Source organism: Acinetobacter sp. Q85-2 (genome assembly GCF_013420555.1).
GTDB classification, from domain to species: Bacteria; Pseudomonadota; Gammaproteobacteria; order Pseudomonadales; family Moraxellaceae; genus Acinetobacter; species Acinetobacter indicus.
This window is the reverse complement of the sequence record NZ_VOXW01000006.1, coordinates 49,377-61,761: the sequence shown is the minus strand read 5'-3', so window position 1 is coordinate 61,761 and position 12,385 is coordinate 49,377. Positions and strand designations below refer to the sequence as shown.

Below are 12,385 nucleotides of genomic sequence, written 5' to 3'. Positions count from 1 at the left end.
TTTCAAACACAAGAGGCTTTTGTCCAACAATCGGTATTTTTTGCCAATTTACCGTGACTGTGTAGGACAAATAAAATGATAGACTTTATAAATTTATTTAAAATCAATATCTTATTTTTATATTAAAATATACAACTGTCTGACAATTAGATGGTTTTTGCCAATGTTTTTAAGGCTTTCCACTCTGCAAACGAAACTTGGTCACGCCAGATGACTGCAGATTTGACCGGTGCATGATGAAAATACAGCACCAGATACAGCTGATGATCCAGAATATGCTCGAGCAGACCGCGTTGAATCTTGGAGCCAGAATTAAACTGCAGACTCCACTCTGCCCCATCTAAATGCGCCAAGGCGGTTAATTGGGAGCGTCGCTGAAACCCGTAATAACTGACAGCCGCCAGGAGCAGACCTAGCAGCCAAAGCAGCGGATGTAATAATTGAAAACTTAAAACAGAAAATAGAATCAGCAGGCTCAGCTGAAACAGCAGCGCCAGACGGCTCGGTTTCAGCTGAAAGTCGCGCTTAGCCGTGGACATAGTGTTTTAATTTACGGATCAGCTCGCGCATTTCCGGGCGTGGCGGTTCAGACACTTCCATAAACCAGTCCAGTAAATCCGGATCTTCCTGTTCAACCAGCGCCGCAAACGTGGCTTTTTCTTCCGGATCAGCGGTTAAATAATAGTTTTTCACATAAGGATCAAAGTAGACATCAATTTCCTTTAAACCGCGACGGGCACGATAAATCACTTTACGCTCTTCTAAGCTAATGTCTTCACTCATGGTTTTGTCCACATCATATTGATATCGCAATTAGTTTAACCCAGCCCAGAAAAAGTTTCGATGAATTTATCGGACTGACCAAAACCGCCAGCAAAAAGCCAGAAATGATGTTTCTGCACATTGTACTGCCGGCTCAGTTTGCTTTAGTTTCAAGGAATAAAAATAAGTGAAGGAACTCTAACCATGCAATCTGCTGCAATTCGCCCACTCAACAACATGTTGCCACGAAAATTATTTCAGAGTGAGCATGAGGCATTCCGCGATACGGTGCGCAAATTTTATGAAAAGGAAGTTTTGCCGAATACGGAAAAATATGAACAGCAACAGCATGTAGACCGCGATTTATGGAACAAGGCCGGTGAACTGGGACTGCTGTGTACCACCATGCCAGAGCAGTATGGTGGCTCTGGAGTAGATCGCCTCTACAGCATGATCCTGATTGAAGAACAGGCCTATGCCGGCGACTCGGCCACCGGCTTCTCGCTGCATTCCGATATTGTCGCCAACTATATTCATAATTTTGGCAACGAACAGCAAAAACAGCACTGGTTGCCGAAAATGGCGACAGGTGAAGTGGTCACCGCCATTGCCATGACCGAACCGGGCACAGGCTCAGATTTACAGGCAGTACGCACCACGGCAGTTTTAGAGGGCGATGAATACGTCATTAACGGCTCTAAAATTTTTATTACCAATGGCTATTTATGCGATATGGCGATTGTGGTGTGTAAAACTGGCAATAGTGACAAAGGTTCTGCCAACCTGTCGCTGATTATGGTCGAGGCAGATCGTGCCGGTTTTAGCAAAGGTAAACCGCTGAATAAAATTGGCATGAAAGGTCAGGACACCTGCGAGCTGTTTTTTGACAATGTCCGGGTACCCAAAGAAAACCTGCTCGGCATGGAAGGCATGGGCTTTATCATGCTGATGAAAGAGCTGGCCTGGGAACGCATGATTGTGGCGATTATCTGCCAGGCTGGTGCCGAAGCAGCCTTTGCACATACCCTGCAATACACCAAAGAACGTAAAGCCTTTGGCAAACCGATTGGCGCCTTTCAGAATACCCGCTTTAAACTGGCGGAAATGCGCACTGAAATTGATTTCTGCCGCGCCTATCTGGACCGGTGTATGGAACTGCAGCTCGAAGATCAGCTAAGTGTTGATGCAGCAGCGGCGGCCAAATACAAAATCTCGGAGCTGTTTTCCAAAGTGGTGGATGAATGTCTGCAATTGCATGGCGGCTATGGCTATATGCTGGAATATCCGATTGCCCGTGCGTATTTAGACAATCGCGCCAACCGGATTTATGCCGGTACCAATGAAATTATGAAAGAGCTGATTTCCCGCTCCCTATAACGCATTACAAGCGTAGAACCCGATATAAACAACAAGGAAGCTCAATTGAGCTTCCTTTGTTCATTGCACGATCATGATGATGTGTGCTTAAGACACCAGTTTAGGTTTACGTGCAGACTCACTGACTGCTTTACGGAACTTCAGCACCGGATCAGCAAATGAAGCCTGTTTTAAATCCTTACGGTCTTTCAGGTAATTATTGCTCACCCGCCAAGGCGCATGTTTACCCTGCTTTGGCATCACATTCGCGGCACGGGCAATATAACCCGAAGTTAAACTACCCATCACAGTGTCTTCCATCAACTCTGAAGGATCACCTTCCGCAATCACTTCGGTATAGCCTTGCTGATCCATATAATTAATCAGACGGCAGATATAATCCGCAGCAATATCAACTTTTAAAGTCCAGGAGGCATTGATATAGCCAATAATCATGGCCATATTCGGCACATCGCTGACCATCACACCTTGATACAGCATATGTTTCGAGGTATCCAAAGGCTGATGATCAATGGTGGCTTTAACCCCGCCTAAAATCTGAATTTGCAGACCGGTAGCCGACACAATCACATCTGCGTCGAGATGTTTGCCAGATTTTAACTGGATGCCCTGTTCGGTAAAGGCTTCAATCTGGTCGGTTTCAACACTGGCCTGCCCTTCACGCAGCACTTTAAACAAATCTCCATCTGGCACCACACACAGACGCTGATCCCATGGATTATAGCTCGGGCTAAAGTGTTTCATATCCACTTTGCCTTTCAGCTGCATCTCAATTGACTTTAATAAAAATTTACGCAGCAGCTTCGGCTGTTTCTGTGCCAGCGCATACACACCGCGTTGCATACCAATATTTCGTGCCCGCGTCAGCTTATAAGCCAGCTCCTCCGGCAACACCTTGCGCATGTTGTTATAGATAAAATCTACCGATGGAATGGAAGCAATATAGGTCGGTGAGCGCTGCAGCATGGTGACATGCGCTGCACCGCCTTTGACCATTGCAGGCACCAAGGTAATAGCGGTAGCACCACTGCCAATAATCACCACTTTTTTACCAGAATAATCGAAGTTTTCCGGCCAATGCTGTGGATGAATAAAAGTACCTTTAAATGCCGACTGATTCGGGAAATCCGGCTGGAAGCCCTGATCATAATTGTAATAACCGGTACACCCCAGAACAAAATTGGCGATCCAGGTCTGTTTTTTGCCCTGTGCATTTTCAATCACGACAGACCATTTCTGGGTCTGGCTATCATAATTGACAGACAGCACCCGATGCTGGAAATGAATTTTGGATTTCAGTTGATACTCTGCAATCACTTCTGACAGATAGTTCTTAATTGAAGCGCCATCAGCCAGAATGCTGTCTTGCGTCCAGGGCTTAAAATTAAAGCCAAAGGTCGACATATCCGAATCGGAACGAATACCCGGATATTTAAATAAATCCCAAGTGCCCCCAAAGCTCTCACGACGCTCGATAATTTCAAAGGTGCGCTGCGGGCAGTGTTTGGAAAGATGCGCGGCCAGACCAATACCAGAGATGCCCGCACCCACAATCAGAATATCAACATGCTTGTCCATTTTGTTTTTATACCTGTTCAACGTTCTGTTTTTATTAAAGCACAAATTTGACAATACTCAATGTCAAGTTTAATAAAAAGCGATAAAATTTATATCAATTCGGGACACAACAGAAAAATTGTCTGACAACTGGCCATAAAAAAAAGGCCGGTTTAAAAAACCGACCTTTTTTAGAACAACTGAACTGCTCTTGCGAAATTATTTAACTTCGCGATCTACAAGTTCAACGTAAGCCATCGGTGCAGCATCACCTGCACGGAAGCCCGCTTTAAGAACACGTAGATAACCGCCGTTACGTTCTTTGTAACGAGGGCCAAGAACGGTAAATAATTTACCAACAGTTGCTGCATTACGAGTACGAGCAAACGCCAAACGACGGTTTGCAACTGTATCGTTTTTAGCTAAAGTGATTAAAGGCTCAGCAACGCGGCGAAGTTCTTTCGCTTTAGGCAAAGTTGTTTTAATTAACTCGTGCTCAACTAAAGCATTGGTTAAGTTTTGGAACAACGCCTTACGGTGGCTGCTGGTACGGCCTAATTTCACACCACTATTACGATGACGCATGGTGAATAGTCCTACTTAATTAACGGCTACGATAAGCGAAGCGGTCGTCCATGCGGAGACTAGCTGGTGGCCAGTTCTCTAAACGCATGCCGAGCTGCAAGCCTTTCGATGCCAGAACATCTTTGATCTCAGTAAGCGATTTTTTACCCAGGTTAGGTGTTTTAAGTAACTCAACCTCGGTGCGCTGTACAAGATCACCAATGTAGTAAATATTTTCTGCTTTCAAACAGTTAGCAGAACGAACAGTAAGCTCTAGATCATCTACTGGACGAAGCAAAATTGGGTCAACTTCTTCACGAGGTTCTTGAGCCACAGGTGCCTGATCTTTCTGAAGGTCAACAAAGATTGCAATTTGTTGTTGCAAGATTGTTGCCGCTTTGCGGATTGCTTCTTCAGGATCAACAGTACCGTTGGTTTCAAGATCAATGATCAGCTTGTCAAGGTCAGTACGTTGTTCTACACGCGCATTTTCTACGATGTAAGACACACGTTTGATCGGGCTATAAGAAGCATCTAACTGTAAACGACCCACTGGGCGAGTTTCGCCTTCTGGGAAACGTGAGTCAGATGTTTCATAACCACGGCCTTGAGCCACTTTCAAACGCATTTTTAACGCGCCTGATGCACTTAGAGTGCCGATCAAGTGTTCAGGGTTAACCACTTCAACATTGTGCGGTAAACGAAGGTCAGCTGCAGTAACGTCACCTGGACCTTGTTTTTCCAATGTCAAATAAGCTTCATTTTGATCGAATAGCTTAATAGACAATCCTTTCAGGTTCAGCAAGAGCTCGACGATGTCCTGCTGCAAGCCTTCTAAGGTACTGTACTCGTGCTCAACACCCTCAATTTCAACTTCAACCACAGCTGCGCCAGGTAAAGAAGAAAGAAGGATGCGACGTAAAGCATTACCAAGAGTATGACCAAAGCCACGCTCTAATGGTTCCAGAATAACTTTTGCCGAGGTCCCGCTAACCGCTTCGACCTTGATCGCTTGCGGAGTTAGAAACTCATTTGCAGTACGCGTCATTATTGCTACCTCAAGGATTATTTAGAATACAATTCTACAATCAAGCTTTCGTTGATTTCAGCAGGTAAATCAGAACGATCTGGTGCAGCTTTGAACGTACCTTCTAATTTAGCGTGATCAACTTCCATCCAAGAAGGGATACCACGTTGAGCAGCTAATTCAATTGCGTTTTTGATACGTAATTGTTGTTTAGCACCTTCGTGAACTGCGATCACGTCACCAGCTTTAACTTGGATAGACGCGATGTTAACACGACGGCCATTCAAAGTAATGCTACGGTGAGATACAAGCTGACGAGCTTCTGCACGTGTAGAACCAAAACCCATGCGATAAACGACGTTATCAAGACGGCTTTCAAGCAATTTCAACAAGTTTTCACCTGTTGCGCCTTTAACACGAGCTGCTTCTTTATAGTAATTACTAAATTGACGCTCTAAAACACCGTACATACGACGTACTTTTTGTTTTTCACGTAATTGTAGTGAATACTCAGATTGTTTGCCGCGCGCTTGGCCATGTTGACCAGGAGCTTTAGCGTGTTTTTTAGTTTTGACGTCAAATGGTTTAACGCCAGATTTTAGTTGCAGGTCTGTCCCTTCGCGGCGAGAGAGTTTGCATTTTGGACCAATATAACGAGCCATGAATGTTTCTCCTTACACGCGACGTTTTTTAGGTGGACGGCAACCGTTGTGAGGAATTGGAGTCACATCGGTAATGCTGTTAATTTTATAACCCACTGCACCTAATGCACGAACCGCAGACTCACGACCTGGACCAGGACCTTTTACAAGGACGTCCAAGTTTTTCAAACCGTAATCTAAAGCAGCTTTTCCAGCAACTTCAGCAGCTACCTGAGCAGCAAACGGAGTTGATTTACGTGATCCACGGAAGCCTTGTCCACCTGAAGTGGCCCAAGCCAGTGCATTACCTTGACGATCGGTAATGGTCACAATGGTGTTATTAAAAGAAGCGTGAATGTGTGCAACACCTTCAGAGACGGTACGGGTGACCTTCTTGCGTGTGCGAGTATCTTTAGCCATCTTTTAGCTTCCAGAAATCTTATTTCTTAATTGGTTTGCGCGGACCTTTACGGGTACGTGCGTTAGTTTTGGTGCGTTGACCACGGACAGGCAAGCTGCGACGATGACGAAGACCGCGGTAGCAGCCTAAATCCATTAAACGTTTAATGTTCATGGAAATTTCGCGACGTAAGTCACCTTCGGTCGGAACCTTAGCAACTTCTGCACGAATCGCATCAAGCTGAGCGTCATCTAATTCACGGATCTTAGTGGTAGTAGCGATACCAGCAGCAGCTAAGATGTTCTTAGCAGTGTGGCGACCAATACCAAAGATGTACGTTAGAGAGATAACAGCATGCTTGTTATCCGGAATGTTTACACCGGCAATACGAGCCATTCAATTTTCTCCAAAAAGGCAGTTAAGATAATCAACCGCCCCACAAAAATCTTGAGGGGCGGATAATAACCTAATTAGCCTACTGAAATCAACAGGTCTTGATCAGATTAACCTTGACGCTGCTTATGACGAGGTTCTGCGCTGCAAATTACGCGGATAACCCCATTACGACGGATAACTTTACAGCTACCACAAATTTTCTTTACAGAAGCTTGTACTTTCATGATGAAACCTCTAAGTGCGCTTATCCCTTAGGATGAGCAGTCGTTTTTCTCATTAACGTTTGATTATCGTACTGGTGCGAGGTGAGATGTGCTTGAAGCTGAGCCATAAAGTCCATCACGACTACCACAACGATCAATAATGAGGTACCACCCAAATAGAATGGAATACCAAACGAGCTCTGCAATACCATCGGCATCAAGCAGACCACTGTGATATAAATCGAACCAATAAAGGTCAAACGATTGAGAATATGATCTAAGTAACGAGCAGTTTGCTCACCTGGGCGAATACCAGGCACATAAGCTCCGCTGCGTTTCAAGTTCTCTGACACTTCTTTCGGACTAAAAACTAGCGCGGTATAGAAATAACAGAAAAAGATAATTAACGCACCAAAGAGCACCAAATACAATGGCTGTCCAGGCGACAATACGAGTGCCAGATCTTGCAAGCTACGCTTGATAATCCCTGCATCAGGATCCGCACTTCCTACCCATTGACCCAGACTGGCCGGGAACAACAGCAGAGAGCTGGCAAAAATTGCCGGAATCACACCTGCCATATTAATTTTTAATGGCAAATGGGTTTGCTGTGCAGTAAATACACGACGACCTTGCTGTTTTTGAGCATAGTTTACCGGAATACGACGTTGCGCTTTCTCGATAAACACAATGGCTGCCAGTACCGCCAGTGACAACAGACCAAAAATCACCAGACCAATCAGGCTGGTTTGACCATTATCGACTGAAGATAGCGATTGCAAAATCAGATTTGGCAATCCGGCAACGATACCGGCGAAGATGATCATGGAAATACCATTGCCCACCCCACGTTCGGTAATCTGTTCACCCAACCACATCAGGAACATTGTACCCGCCACCAGCGAGGTGACTGCCGGAACGTAAAACGCAAGACCTGACGTTAAGGTAATCCCTTGACTGATCAGACCTGCACACATCCCGATTGCCTGTACTAAGGCAAGGAACAAGGTACCTTGGCGCGTATATTGATTAATCTTACGCTTGCCCTGCTCGCCTTCTTTCTTTAAAGCTTCCAGCGAAGGAACCACGGTTGACATCAGCTGCACGATAATCGACGCAGAGATGTAGGGCATGATCCCGAGAGCAAGAATCGACATTCGCTCTAATGCACCACCCGAAAACATGTTAAACAAACCCAGGATAGTACCTGAGTTTGCATTAAAAAGATTTTCAAGTGCAGCATTATTAATGCCTGGTACTGGAATATGCGCTCCTAGTCGAAATACCAATAACGCACCAATGAGAAACATCATTCGGCGAATAATTTCACGATATTTCACGTGAAATGGTTGGCCTTTCATCATATGTACATGACCTGAAGAACTAGGAGACATAGACACTGGAGATTACTCCTCGACTTTACCGCCAGCAGCTTCAACAGCAGCTTTAGCGCCTTTAGTCAATGCAACACCTTGAACAGTGAAAGCACGAGTAATTTCACCAGAAAGTACGATACGCGCACGGATCATGTCTTTACGCACAACGTTCGCCGCTTTTAAAGTTTCTAGGCTAACGATGTCGCCTTCAACTTTAGCAAGCTCAGATAAACGTACTTCAGCAGTTTTTAAAGCGATTTGGCTAGTGAAACCGAATTTAGGTAAACGACGATATAACGCAGTTTGACCACCTTCGAAACCTGGACGTACGCCACCGCTCTTACGTGATTTTTGACCTTTGACACCACGGCCACCAGTCTTACCTACGCCAGAACCGATACCACGGCCCAGACGACGGTTTTCACGTTTAGCACCTTCTGCAGGTGCAAGTTCATTTAAACGCAGAGTCATGGCTTATTCCTCTACACTAACCATATAGTAGACTTGGTTGATCATACCACGGTTAGAAGGCGTATCTTGCACTTCTACAGTATGACCAATACGACGCAGACCTAAACCTTTCAGGCAAAGCTTGTGATTTTTCAAGCGGTGCGATGCAGATTTAGTCTGGGTAACTTTAATCGTTTTCATGATTGATTACCCTTGAATTTGTTCTACAGTCAGACCACGTTTCGCAGCGACTTTCTCAGGAGAAGTCATATCACGCAGACCGTTGAAAGTCGCGTTTACTACGTTCGCAGCATTTGTAGAGCCATAACATTTTGTTAATACGTTACGCACGCCAACAGCCTCTAGAACTGCACGCATAGCGCCACCAGCAATTACACCAGTACCTTCAGAAGCAGGTTGCATGTAAACGCGGCTTGCACCGTGACGAGCATGAATAGGATGCTGAACAGTACCGTCAACAAGGTCAACAGTAATCATGTTGCGACGAGCAGCTTCAAGTGCTTTAGAAATAGCAGCTGGAACTTCACGCGCTTTACCACGACCAAAACCTACGCGACCATTACCGTCACCCACAACAGTTAATGCTGTGAAAGAGAAGATACGACCACCCTTAACAACTTTGGCAACACGATCAACGGCTACCAGCTTTTCAACAAGACCTTCGTTTTGTTCAACTTTAGCCATGATTAGAACTCCAAGCCGTTTTCACGAGCAGCATCAGCCAAGGCTTTGATACGACCATGATATTTAAAACCAGAACGGTCAAATGCAACTTTAGTTACACCAGCTGCTTTCGCACGTTCTGCGATTAAAGCACCAACTTTCTTGGCAGCTTCAACGTTACCAGTTGTACCAGCACGTAAAGTAGCATCTAAAGTAGAAGCTTGCGCTAAAACTTTGCCACCATCTGCTGAGATAACTTGAGCATAGATGTGACGCGGAGTGCGGTTTACACACAAACGAGTCGCACCCAATGCACGGATGTGCAAGCGTGTGCTTTTCGCACGACGCAAACGGGATTGTTTCTTTTCGTTCATAAGAACCTCGCGCCTTATTTCTTCTTAGCTTCTTTACGAAGTACAACTTCGTCAGAATAACGAACACCTTTACCTTTATATGGCTCTGGTGGACGGTAACCACGGATCTCAGCTGCTACCTGACCTAATAATTGCTTGTTAGCAGATTTCAGGATGATTTCAGTTGCAGTAGGAGTTTCTGCAGTTACACCTTCAGGAAGGCTGTAATCGATTGGATGAGAGAAACCAAGGTTAAGGTTAACAACAGTACCTTTAACCGCAGCTTTATAACCAACACCGATCAGTTGTAACTTACGTTCGAAACCTTCGTTCACACCTTTTACAAGGTTGTTTAATACAGCGCGAGCAGTACCAGCTTGCATCCAAGCGTCTTTCGACTCTTTTACTGGAGCAACTTGAAGAGTACCATCTTCCTGTTTTAGCTCGACCAGCGCATGCAGGTTGAAAGACAATGTACCTTTGCTGCCTTTCACTTCGACCTGCCGGCCGTTCTGAGTAACTGTTACACCGTTAGGTACAGTTACTGGGGCTTTAGCCACACGAGACATGAGGAATCACCTATTAAGAAACAAAAGCAATAACTTCACCACCAACGCCCGCAGCACGTGCAGCGCGATCAGTCATGATGCCTTTGCTTGTAGAAACAATTGCAATACCTAAACCTTGCTTAACGCTTGGAAGTGCATCTTTACCGCGATACTGACGTAGACCAGGACGGCTTACGCGTTTCACAGTTTCGATAACTGGTTTGCCTTCGAAATACTTTAATGTCAAAGTAAGAGTTGCTTTGCCTTCAACGTCAGCAACTTCTACATTGGCAATGTAACCTTCTTGTTGAAGTACGTTTGCAATCGCAACTTTCAACTTAGAGTTAGGCATAGAAACAGTTTGTTTCTTCGCCATTTGTGCGTTACGAACACGAGTTAACATGTCGGCAACGGTATCTTGCATACTCATTCTAGTCGCTCCTTACCAGCTTGCCTTAACAACGCCAGGTACATCACCTTGCATTACTGTGTCACGTAATTTGTTACGGCTTAAACCGAACTTACGGAAGTAACCATGAGGACGACCAGTTAAACCACAACGGTTACGAAGACGCACTGGAGACGCATTACGTGGTAATGCTTGTAACTTCATCATCGCTTCGAAACGCTCTTCGTCGCTTGCATTTACGTTTGCAATAACAGCTTTTAATTCAGCACGTTTTGCAGCGTATTTAGCAACAGTAGCTTCGCGTTTCAATTCGCGATTAATCATACTTTTCTTAGCCATATCGACCTCTTATTTGAACGGGAAGCCGAATGCACGCATAAGCGCACGGCCTTCGTCATCGGTGCGAGCAGTCGTAGTGATGGTAATATCCATACCACGAATACGATCAATCTTATCGAAATCGATTTCAGGGAAAACGATTTGTTCTTTAAGACCCATAGAGTAGTTACCACGACCATCAAATGATTTCGCAGAGAAACCACGGAAGTCACGGATACGAGGGATCGCGATAGAGATCAAACGGTCTAAGAATTCGTACATGCGTTCGCCGCGTAAAGTAACTTTACAACCAATCGGCCAACCATCACGGATTTTAAAACCTGCGATAGATTTACGAGCTAACGTAAGAACTGGTTTTTGACCAGCGATAGCTTGCATATCAGAAAGAGCACCATCAAGGAGTTTCTTGTCAGCTGCAGCTGCACCAACACCCATGTTGATAGTGATTTTAGTGATGCGAGGGATCTCCATCACATTCTTAATACCCAATTGTTCTTGTAATTGAGCTTTAAGTTCGTCGTTGTAACGTGTTTTAAGTCTGGCCATTGCCTATTTCAACCTATTACTTCGCTACCGCCACTGATTCACCATTTGATTTGTAAACGCGAGTTTTCACGCCGTCAATCGTTTGGTAACCAACACGGTCAGCCTTTTGGGTTGTAGCATTAAAAATTGCCACGTTTGAAATATGAAGCGAAGCTTCCTGAGTTACGATGCCGCCTTCAGCGCCAGTAACACGGTTCGGCTTTTGATGCTTCTTAACCAGGTTAAGGCCTTCAACCTTAACGCGGTCATTAGAAACTGACAAAACAGTACCCTGTTTGCCTTTTTCTTTACCTGCGATCACGATTACTTGATCGCCTTTTTTAATCTTAGCCATGATTGCCTCTTATAGAACTTCAGGAGCCAATGAAATAATTTTCATGAACTGTTCAGTACGAAGTTCACGAGTCACTGGTCCGAAAATACGAGTAGCAATCGGCGCTTTGTTGTTGTTCAAAATAACGGCTGCGTTATCGTCGAAACGAATCACAGAACCATCTGGACGACGGATACCGAATTTTGTACGTACAACTACAGCATTCATCACGTCACCTTTTTTAACACGTGCGCGTGGAATTGCTTCTTTTACAGTAACTTTAATAATGTCGCCAACAGAAGCATAACGACGATGTGAACCACCAAGTACTTTAATACATTGTACGCGGCGAGCACCACTGTTGTCTGCTACGTCGAGCATCGTTTCGGTTTGAATCATTGCCCTACTCCAAAACCGAGCATCACCGGTCACAATTTCGA

The 12,385-nt window shown here is 44.9% G+C and carries 21 protein-coding genes; 1 reads left to right on the top strand and 20 read right to left on the bottom strand.

Features of this window, described 5'->3' with window-relative positions:
* Positions 1 to 146: 146 nt before the first annotated feature.
* Together FTT68_RS04720 and FTT68_RS04715 are read right to left on the bottom strand one after the other, a co-directional pair.
* Positions 147 to 539: a hypothetical protein gene (locus FTT68_RS04720; RefSeq protein WP_005180237.1), complete on the bottom strand. Its 393-nt coding sequence runs from the start codon at positions 537 to 539 to the stop codon at positions 147 to 149.
* On the bottom strand, positions 526 to 783 hold the full coding sequence (locus tag FTT68_RS04715; protein ID WP_005180238.1) for a succinate dehydrogenase assembly factor 2: 258 nt from the start codon (positions 781 to 783) through the stop codon (positions 526 to 528). Before FTT68_RS04715 ends, FTT68_RS04720 begins: the two co-directional genes overlap by 14 nt.
* A gap of 183 nt (positions 784 to 966) precedes the next feature.
* Here FTT68_RS04715 and FTT68_RS04710 point away from each other — a divergent pair, with 183 nt between their 5' ends.
* Entirely contained in the window at positions 967 to 2,139 is a 1,173-nt protein-coding gene (locus FTT68_RS04710; RefSeq protein ID WP_005180239.1) for an acyl-CoA dehydrogenase family protein, read from the top strand.
* An 87-nt stretch (positions 2,140 to 2,226) separates the two neighbouring features.
* On the opposite strand, the gene FTT68_RS04705 is transcribed toward FTT68_RS04710, so the two are convergent.
* The 18 genes from FTT68_RS04705 to rplN all read right to left on the bottom strand — a co-directional run bounded on the left by FTT68_RS04705 (position 2,227) and on the right by rplN (position 12,344).
* Entirely contained in the window at positions 2,227 to 3,717 is a 1,491-nt protein-coding gene (locus FTT68_RS04705; protein WP_180057085.1) for an NAD(P)/FAD-dependent oxidoreductase, read from the bottom strand.
* Between the two features lie 198 nt (positions 3,718 to 3,915).
* Positions 3,916 to 4,281: a 50S ribosomal protein L17 gene (gene rplQ, locus FTT68_RS04700; RefSeq protein ID WP_004754212.1), complete on the bottom strand. Its 366-nt coding sequence runs from the start codon at positions 4,279 to 4,281 to the stop codon at positions 3,916 to 3,918.
* A gap of 19 nt (positions 4,282 to 4,300) precedes the next feature.
* Complete coding sequence (locus FTT68_RS04695; protein ID WP_005180245.1) at positions 4,301 to 5,308, bottom strand: DNA-directed RNA polymerase subunit alpha; 1,008 nt, start codon at positions 5,306 to 5,308, stop codon at positions 4,301 to 4,303.
* Positions 5,309 to 5,325: 17 nt separating this feature from the next.
* Positions 5,326 to 5,949 carry a 30S ribosomal protein S4 gene (rpsD, locus tag FTT68_RS04690; RefSeq protein WP_016658534.1) on the bottom strand — a complete coding sequence of 208 codons (624 nt, stop codon included), beginning with the start codon at positions 5,947 to 5,949 and terminating at the stop codon, positions 5,326 to 5,328.
* Between the two features lie 12 nt (positions 5,950 to 5,961).
* A complete protein-coding gene (gene rpsK, locus FTT68_RS04685) occupies positions 5,962 to 6,348 on the bottom strand; it encodes a 30S ribosomal protein S11 (protein WP_001040166.1) in 387 nt (128 codons plus the stop codon).
* 19 nt (positions 6,349 to 6,367) lie between these two features.
* Positions 6,368 to 6,724 (bottom strand): 30S ribosomal protein S13, encoded by a 357-nt coding sequence (gene rpsM / locus FTT68_RS04680; protein WP_005012957.1) that lies wholly within the window; start codon positions 6,722 to 6,724, stop codon positions 6,368 to 6,370.
* 107 nt (positions 6,725 to 6,831) lie between these two features.
* Entirely contained in the window at positions 6,832 to 6,948 is a 117-nt protein-coding gene (gene rpmJ / locus FTT68_RS04675) for a 50S ribosomal protein L36 (protein ID WP_000867907.1), read from the bottom strand.
* 20 nt (positions 6,949 to 6,968) lie between these two features.
* On the bottom strand, positions 6,969 to 8,288 hold the full coding sequence (gene secY / locus FTT68_RS04670; RefSeq protein WP_171065119.1) for a preprotein translocase subunit SecY: 1,320 nt from the start codon (positions 8,286 to 8,288) through the stop codon (positions 6,969 to 6,971).
* A 45-nt stretch (positions 8,289 to 8,333) separates the two neighbouring features.
* A complete protein-coding gene (gene rplO / locus FTT68_RS04665) occupies positions 8,334 to 8,774 on the bottom strand; it encodes a 50S ribosomal protein L15 (RefSeq protein ID WP_005180254.1) in 441 nt (146 codons plus the stop codon).
* Positions 8,775 to 8,777: 3 nt separating this feature from the next.
* Positions 8,778 to 8,954 (bottom strand): 50S ribosomal protein L30, encoded by a 177-nt coding sequence (rpmD, locus tag FTT68_RS04660; protein WP_005180256.1) that lies wholly within the window; start codon positions 8,952 to 8,954, stop codon positions 8,778 to 8,780.
* A 6-nt stretch (positions 8,955 to 8,960) separates the two neighbouring features.
* Positions 8,961 to 9,458, bottom strand: a complete 498-nt coding sequence (rpsE, locus tag FTT68_RS04655) for a 30S ribosomal protein S5 (RefSeq protein ID WP_005180258.1) — start codon at positions 9,456 to 9,458, stop codon at positions 8,961 to 8,963.
* A gap of 2 nt (positions 9,459 to 9,460) precedes the next feature.
* A complete protein-coding gene (rplR, locus tag FTT68_RS04650) occupies positions 9,461 to 9,811 on the bottom strand; it encodes a 50S ribosomal protein L18 (protein ID WP_005180260.1) in 351 nt (116 codons plus the stop codon).
* 14 nt (positions 9,812 to 9,825) lie between these two features.
* Entirely contained in the window at positions 9,826 to 10,359 is a 534-nt protein-coding gene (rplF, locus tag FTT68_RS04645) for a 50S ribosomal protein L6 (RefSeq protein WP_005180261.1), read from the bottom strand.
* Between the two features lie 13 nt (positions 10,360 to 10,372).
* Positions 10,373 to 10,768 (bottom strand): 30S ribosomal protein S8, encoded by a 396-nt coding sequence (rpsH, locus tag FTT68_RS04640; RefSeq protein WP_005180264.1) that lies wholly within the window; start codon positions 10,766 to 10,768, stop codon positions 10,373 to 10,375.
* A gap of 12 nt (positions 10,769 to 10,780) precedes the next feature.
* Positions 10,781 to 11,086, bottom strand: a complete 306-nt coding sequence (gene rpsN, locus FTT68_RS04635; protein WP_005180266.1) for a 30S ribosomal protein S14 — start codon at positions 11,084 to 11,086, stop codon at positions 10,781 to 10,783.
* Between the two features lie 9 nt (positions 11,087 to 11,095).
* Positions 11,096 to 11,632, bottom strand: a complete 537-nt coding sequence (rplE, locus tag FTT68_RS04630) for a 50S ribosomal protein L5 (protein WP_005180272.1) — start codon at positions 11,630 to 11,632, stop codon at positions 11,096 to 11,098.
* 16 nt (positions 11,633 to 11,648) lie between these two features.
* Complete coding sequence (gene rplX / locus FTT68_RS04625; RefSeq protein WP_005180274.1) at positions 11,649 to 11,966, bottom strand: 50S ribosomal protein L24; 318 nt, start codon at positions 11,964 to 11,966, stop codon at positions 11,649 to 11,651.
* Between the two features lie 9 nt (positions 11,967 to 11,975).
* Positions 11,976 to 12,344, bottom strand: coding sequence for a 50S ribosomal protein L14 (rplN, locus tag FTT68_RS04620; RefSeq protein WP_001982634.1), 369 nt, complete (start codon positions 12,342 to 12,344; stop codon positions 11,976 to 11,978).
* Between the last annotated feature and the right edge of the window lie 41 nt (positions 12,345 to 12,385).

Bases quoted from the DNA above. Each gene is read 5' to 3' on its own strand.
- rpsN (WP_005180266.1), bottom strand. From the start codon at position 11,086: ATGGCTAAGAAAAGTATGATTAATCGCGAATTGAAACGCGAAGCTACT.
- rplX (WP_005180274.1), bottom strand. From the start codon at position 11,966: ATGGCTAAGATTAAAAAAGGCGATCAAGTAATCGTGATCGCAGGTAAA.
- rpsK (WP_001040166.1), bottom strand. From the start codon at position 6,348: ATGGCTAAAGATACTCGCACACGCAAGAAGGTCACCCGTACCGTCTCT.
- rplR (WP_005180260.1), bottom strand. From the start codon at position 9,811: ATGAACGAAAAGAAACAATCCCGTTTGCGTCGTGCGAAAAGCACACGC.
- FTT68_RS04705 (WP_180057085.1), bottom strand. From the start codon at position 3,717: ATGGACAAGCATGTTGATATTCTGATTGTGGGTGCGGGCATCTCTGGT.
- rpmJ (WP_000867907.1), bottom strand. From the start codon at position 6,948: ATGAAAGTACAAGCTTCTGTAAAGAAAATTTGTGGTAGCTGTAAAGTT.
- rplQ (WP_004754212.1), bottom strand. From the start codon at position 4,281: ATGCGTCATCGTAATAGTGGTGTGAAATTAGGCCGTACCAGCAGCCAC.
- rpsH (WP_005180264.1), bottom strand. From the start codon at position 10,768: ATGAGTATGCAAGATACCGTTGCCGACATGTTAACTCGTGTTCGTAAC.
- rplE (WP_005180272.1), bottom strand. From the start codon at position 11,632: ATGGCCAGACTTAAAACACGTTACAACGACGAACTTAAAGCTCAATTA.
- rplF (WP_005180261.1), bottom strand. From the start codon at position 10,359: ATGTCTCGTGTGGCTAAAGCCCCAGTAACTGTACCTAACGGTGTAACA.
- rpsE (WP_005180258.1), bottom strand. From the start codon at position 9,458: ATGGCTAAAGTTGAACAAAACGAAGGTCTTGTTGAAAAGCTGGTAGCC.
- FTT68_RS04715 (WP_005180238.1), bottom strand. From the start codon at position 783: ATGAGTGAAGACATTAGCTTAGAAGAGCGTAAAGTGATTTATCGTGCC.
- rpmD (WP_005180256.1), bottom strand. From the start codon at position 8,954: ATGAAAACGATTAAAGTTACCCAGACTAAATCTGCATCGCACCGCTTG.
- rplN (WP_001982634.1), bottom strand. From the start codon at position 12,344: ATGATTCAAACCGAAACGATGCTCGACGTAGCAGACAACAGTGGTGCT.
- secY (WP_171065119.1), bottom strand. From the start codon at position 8,288: ATGAAAGGCCAACCATTTCACGTGAAATATCGTGAAATTATTCGCCGA.
- FTT68_RS04695 (WP_005180245.1), bottom strand. From the start codon at position 5,308: ATGACGCGTACTGCAAATGAGTTTCTAACTCCGCAAGCGATCAAGGTC.
- FTT68_RS04710 (WP_005180239.1), top strand. From the start codon at position 967: ATGCAATCTGCTGCAATTCGCCCACTCAACAACATGTTGCCACGAAAA.
- rpsD (WP_016658534.1), bottom strand. From the start codon at position 5,949: ATGGCTCGTTATATTGGTCCAAAATGCAAACTCTCTCGCCGCGAAGGG.
- FTT68_RS04720 (WP_005180237.1), bottom strand. From the start codon at position 539: ATGTCCACGGCTAAGCGCGACTTTCAGCTGAAACCGAGCCGTCTGGCG.
- rplO (WP_005180254.1), bottom strand. From the start codon at position 8,774: ATGACTCTGCGTTTAAATGAACTTGCACCTGCAGAAGGTGCTAAACGT.
- rpsM (WP_005012957.1), bottom strand. From the start codon at position 6,724: ATGGCTCGTATTGCCGGTGTAAACATTCCGGATAACAAGCATGCTGTT.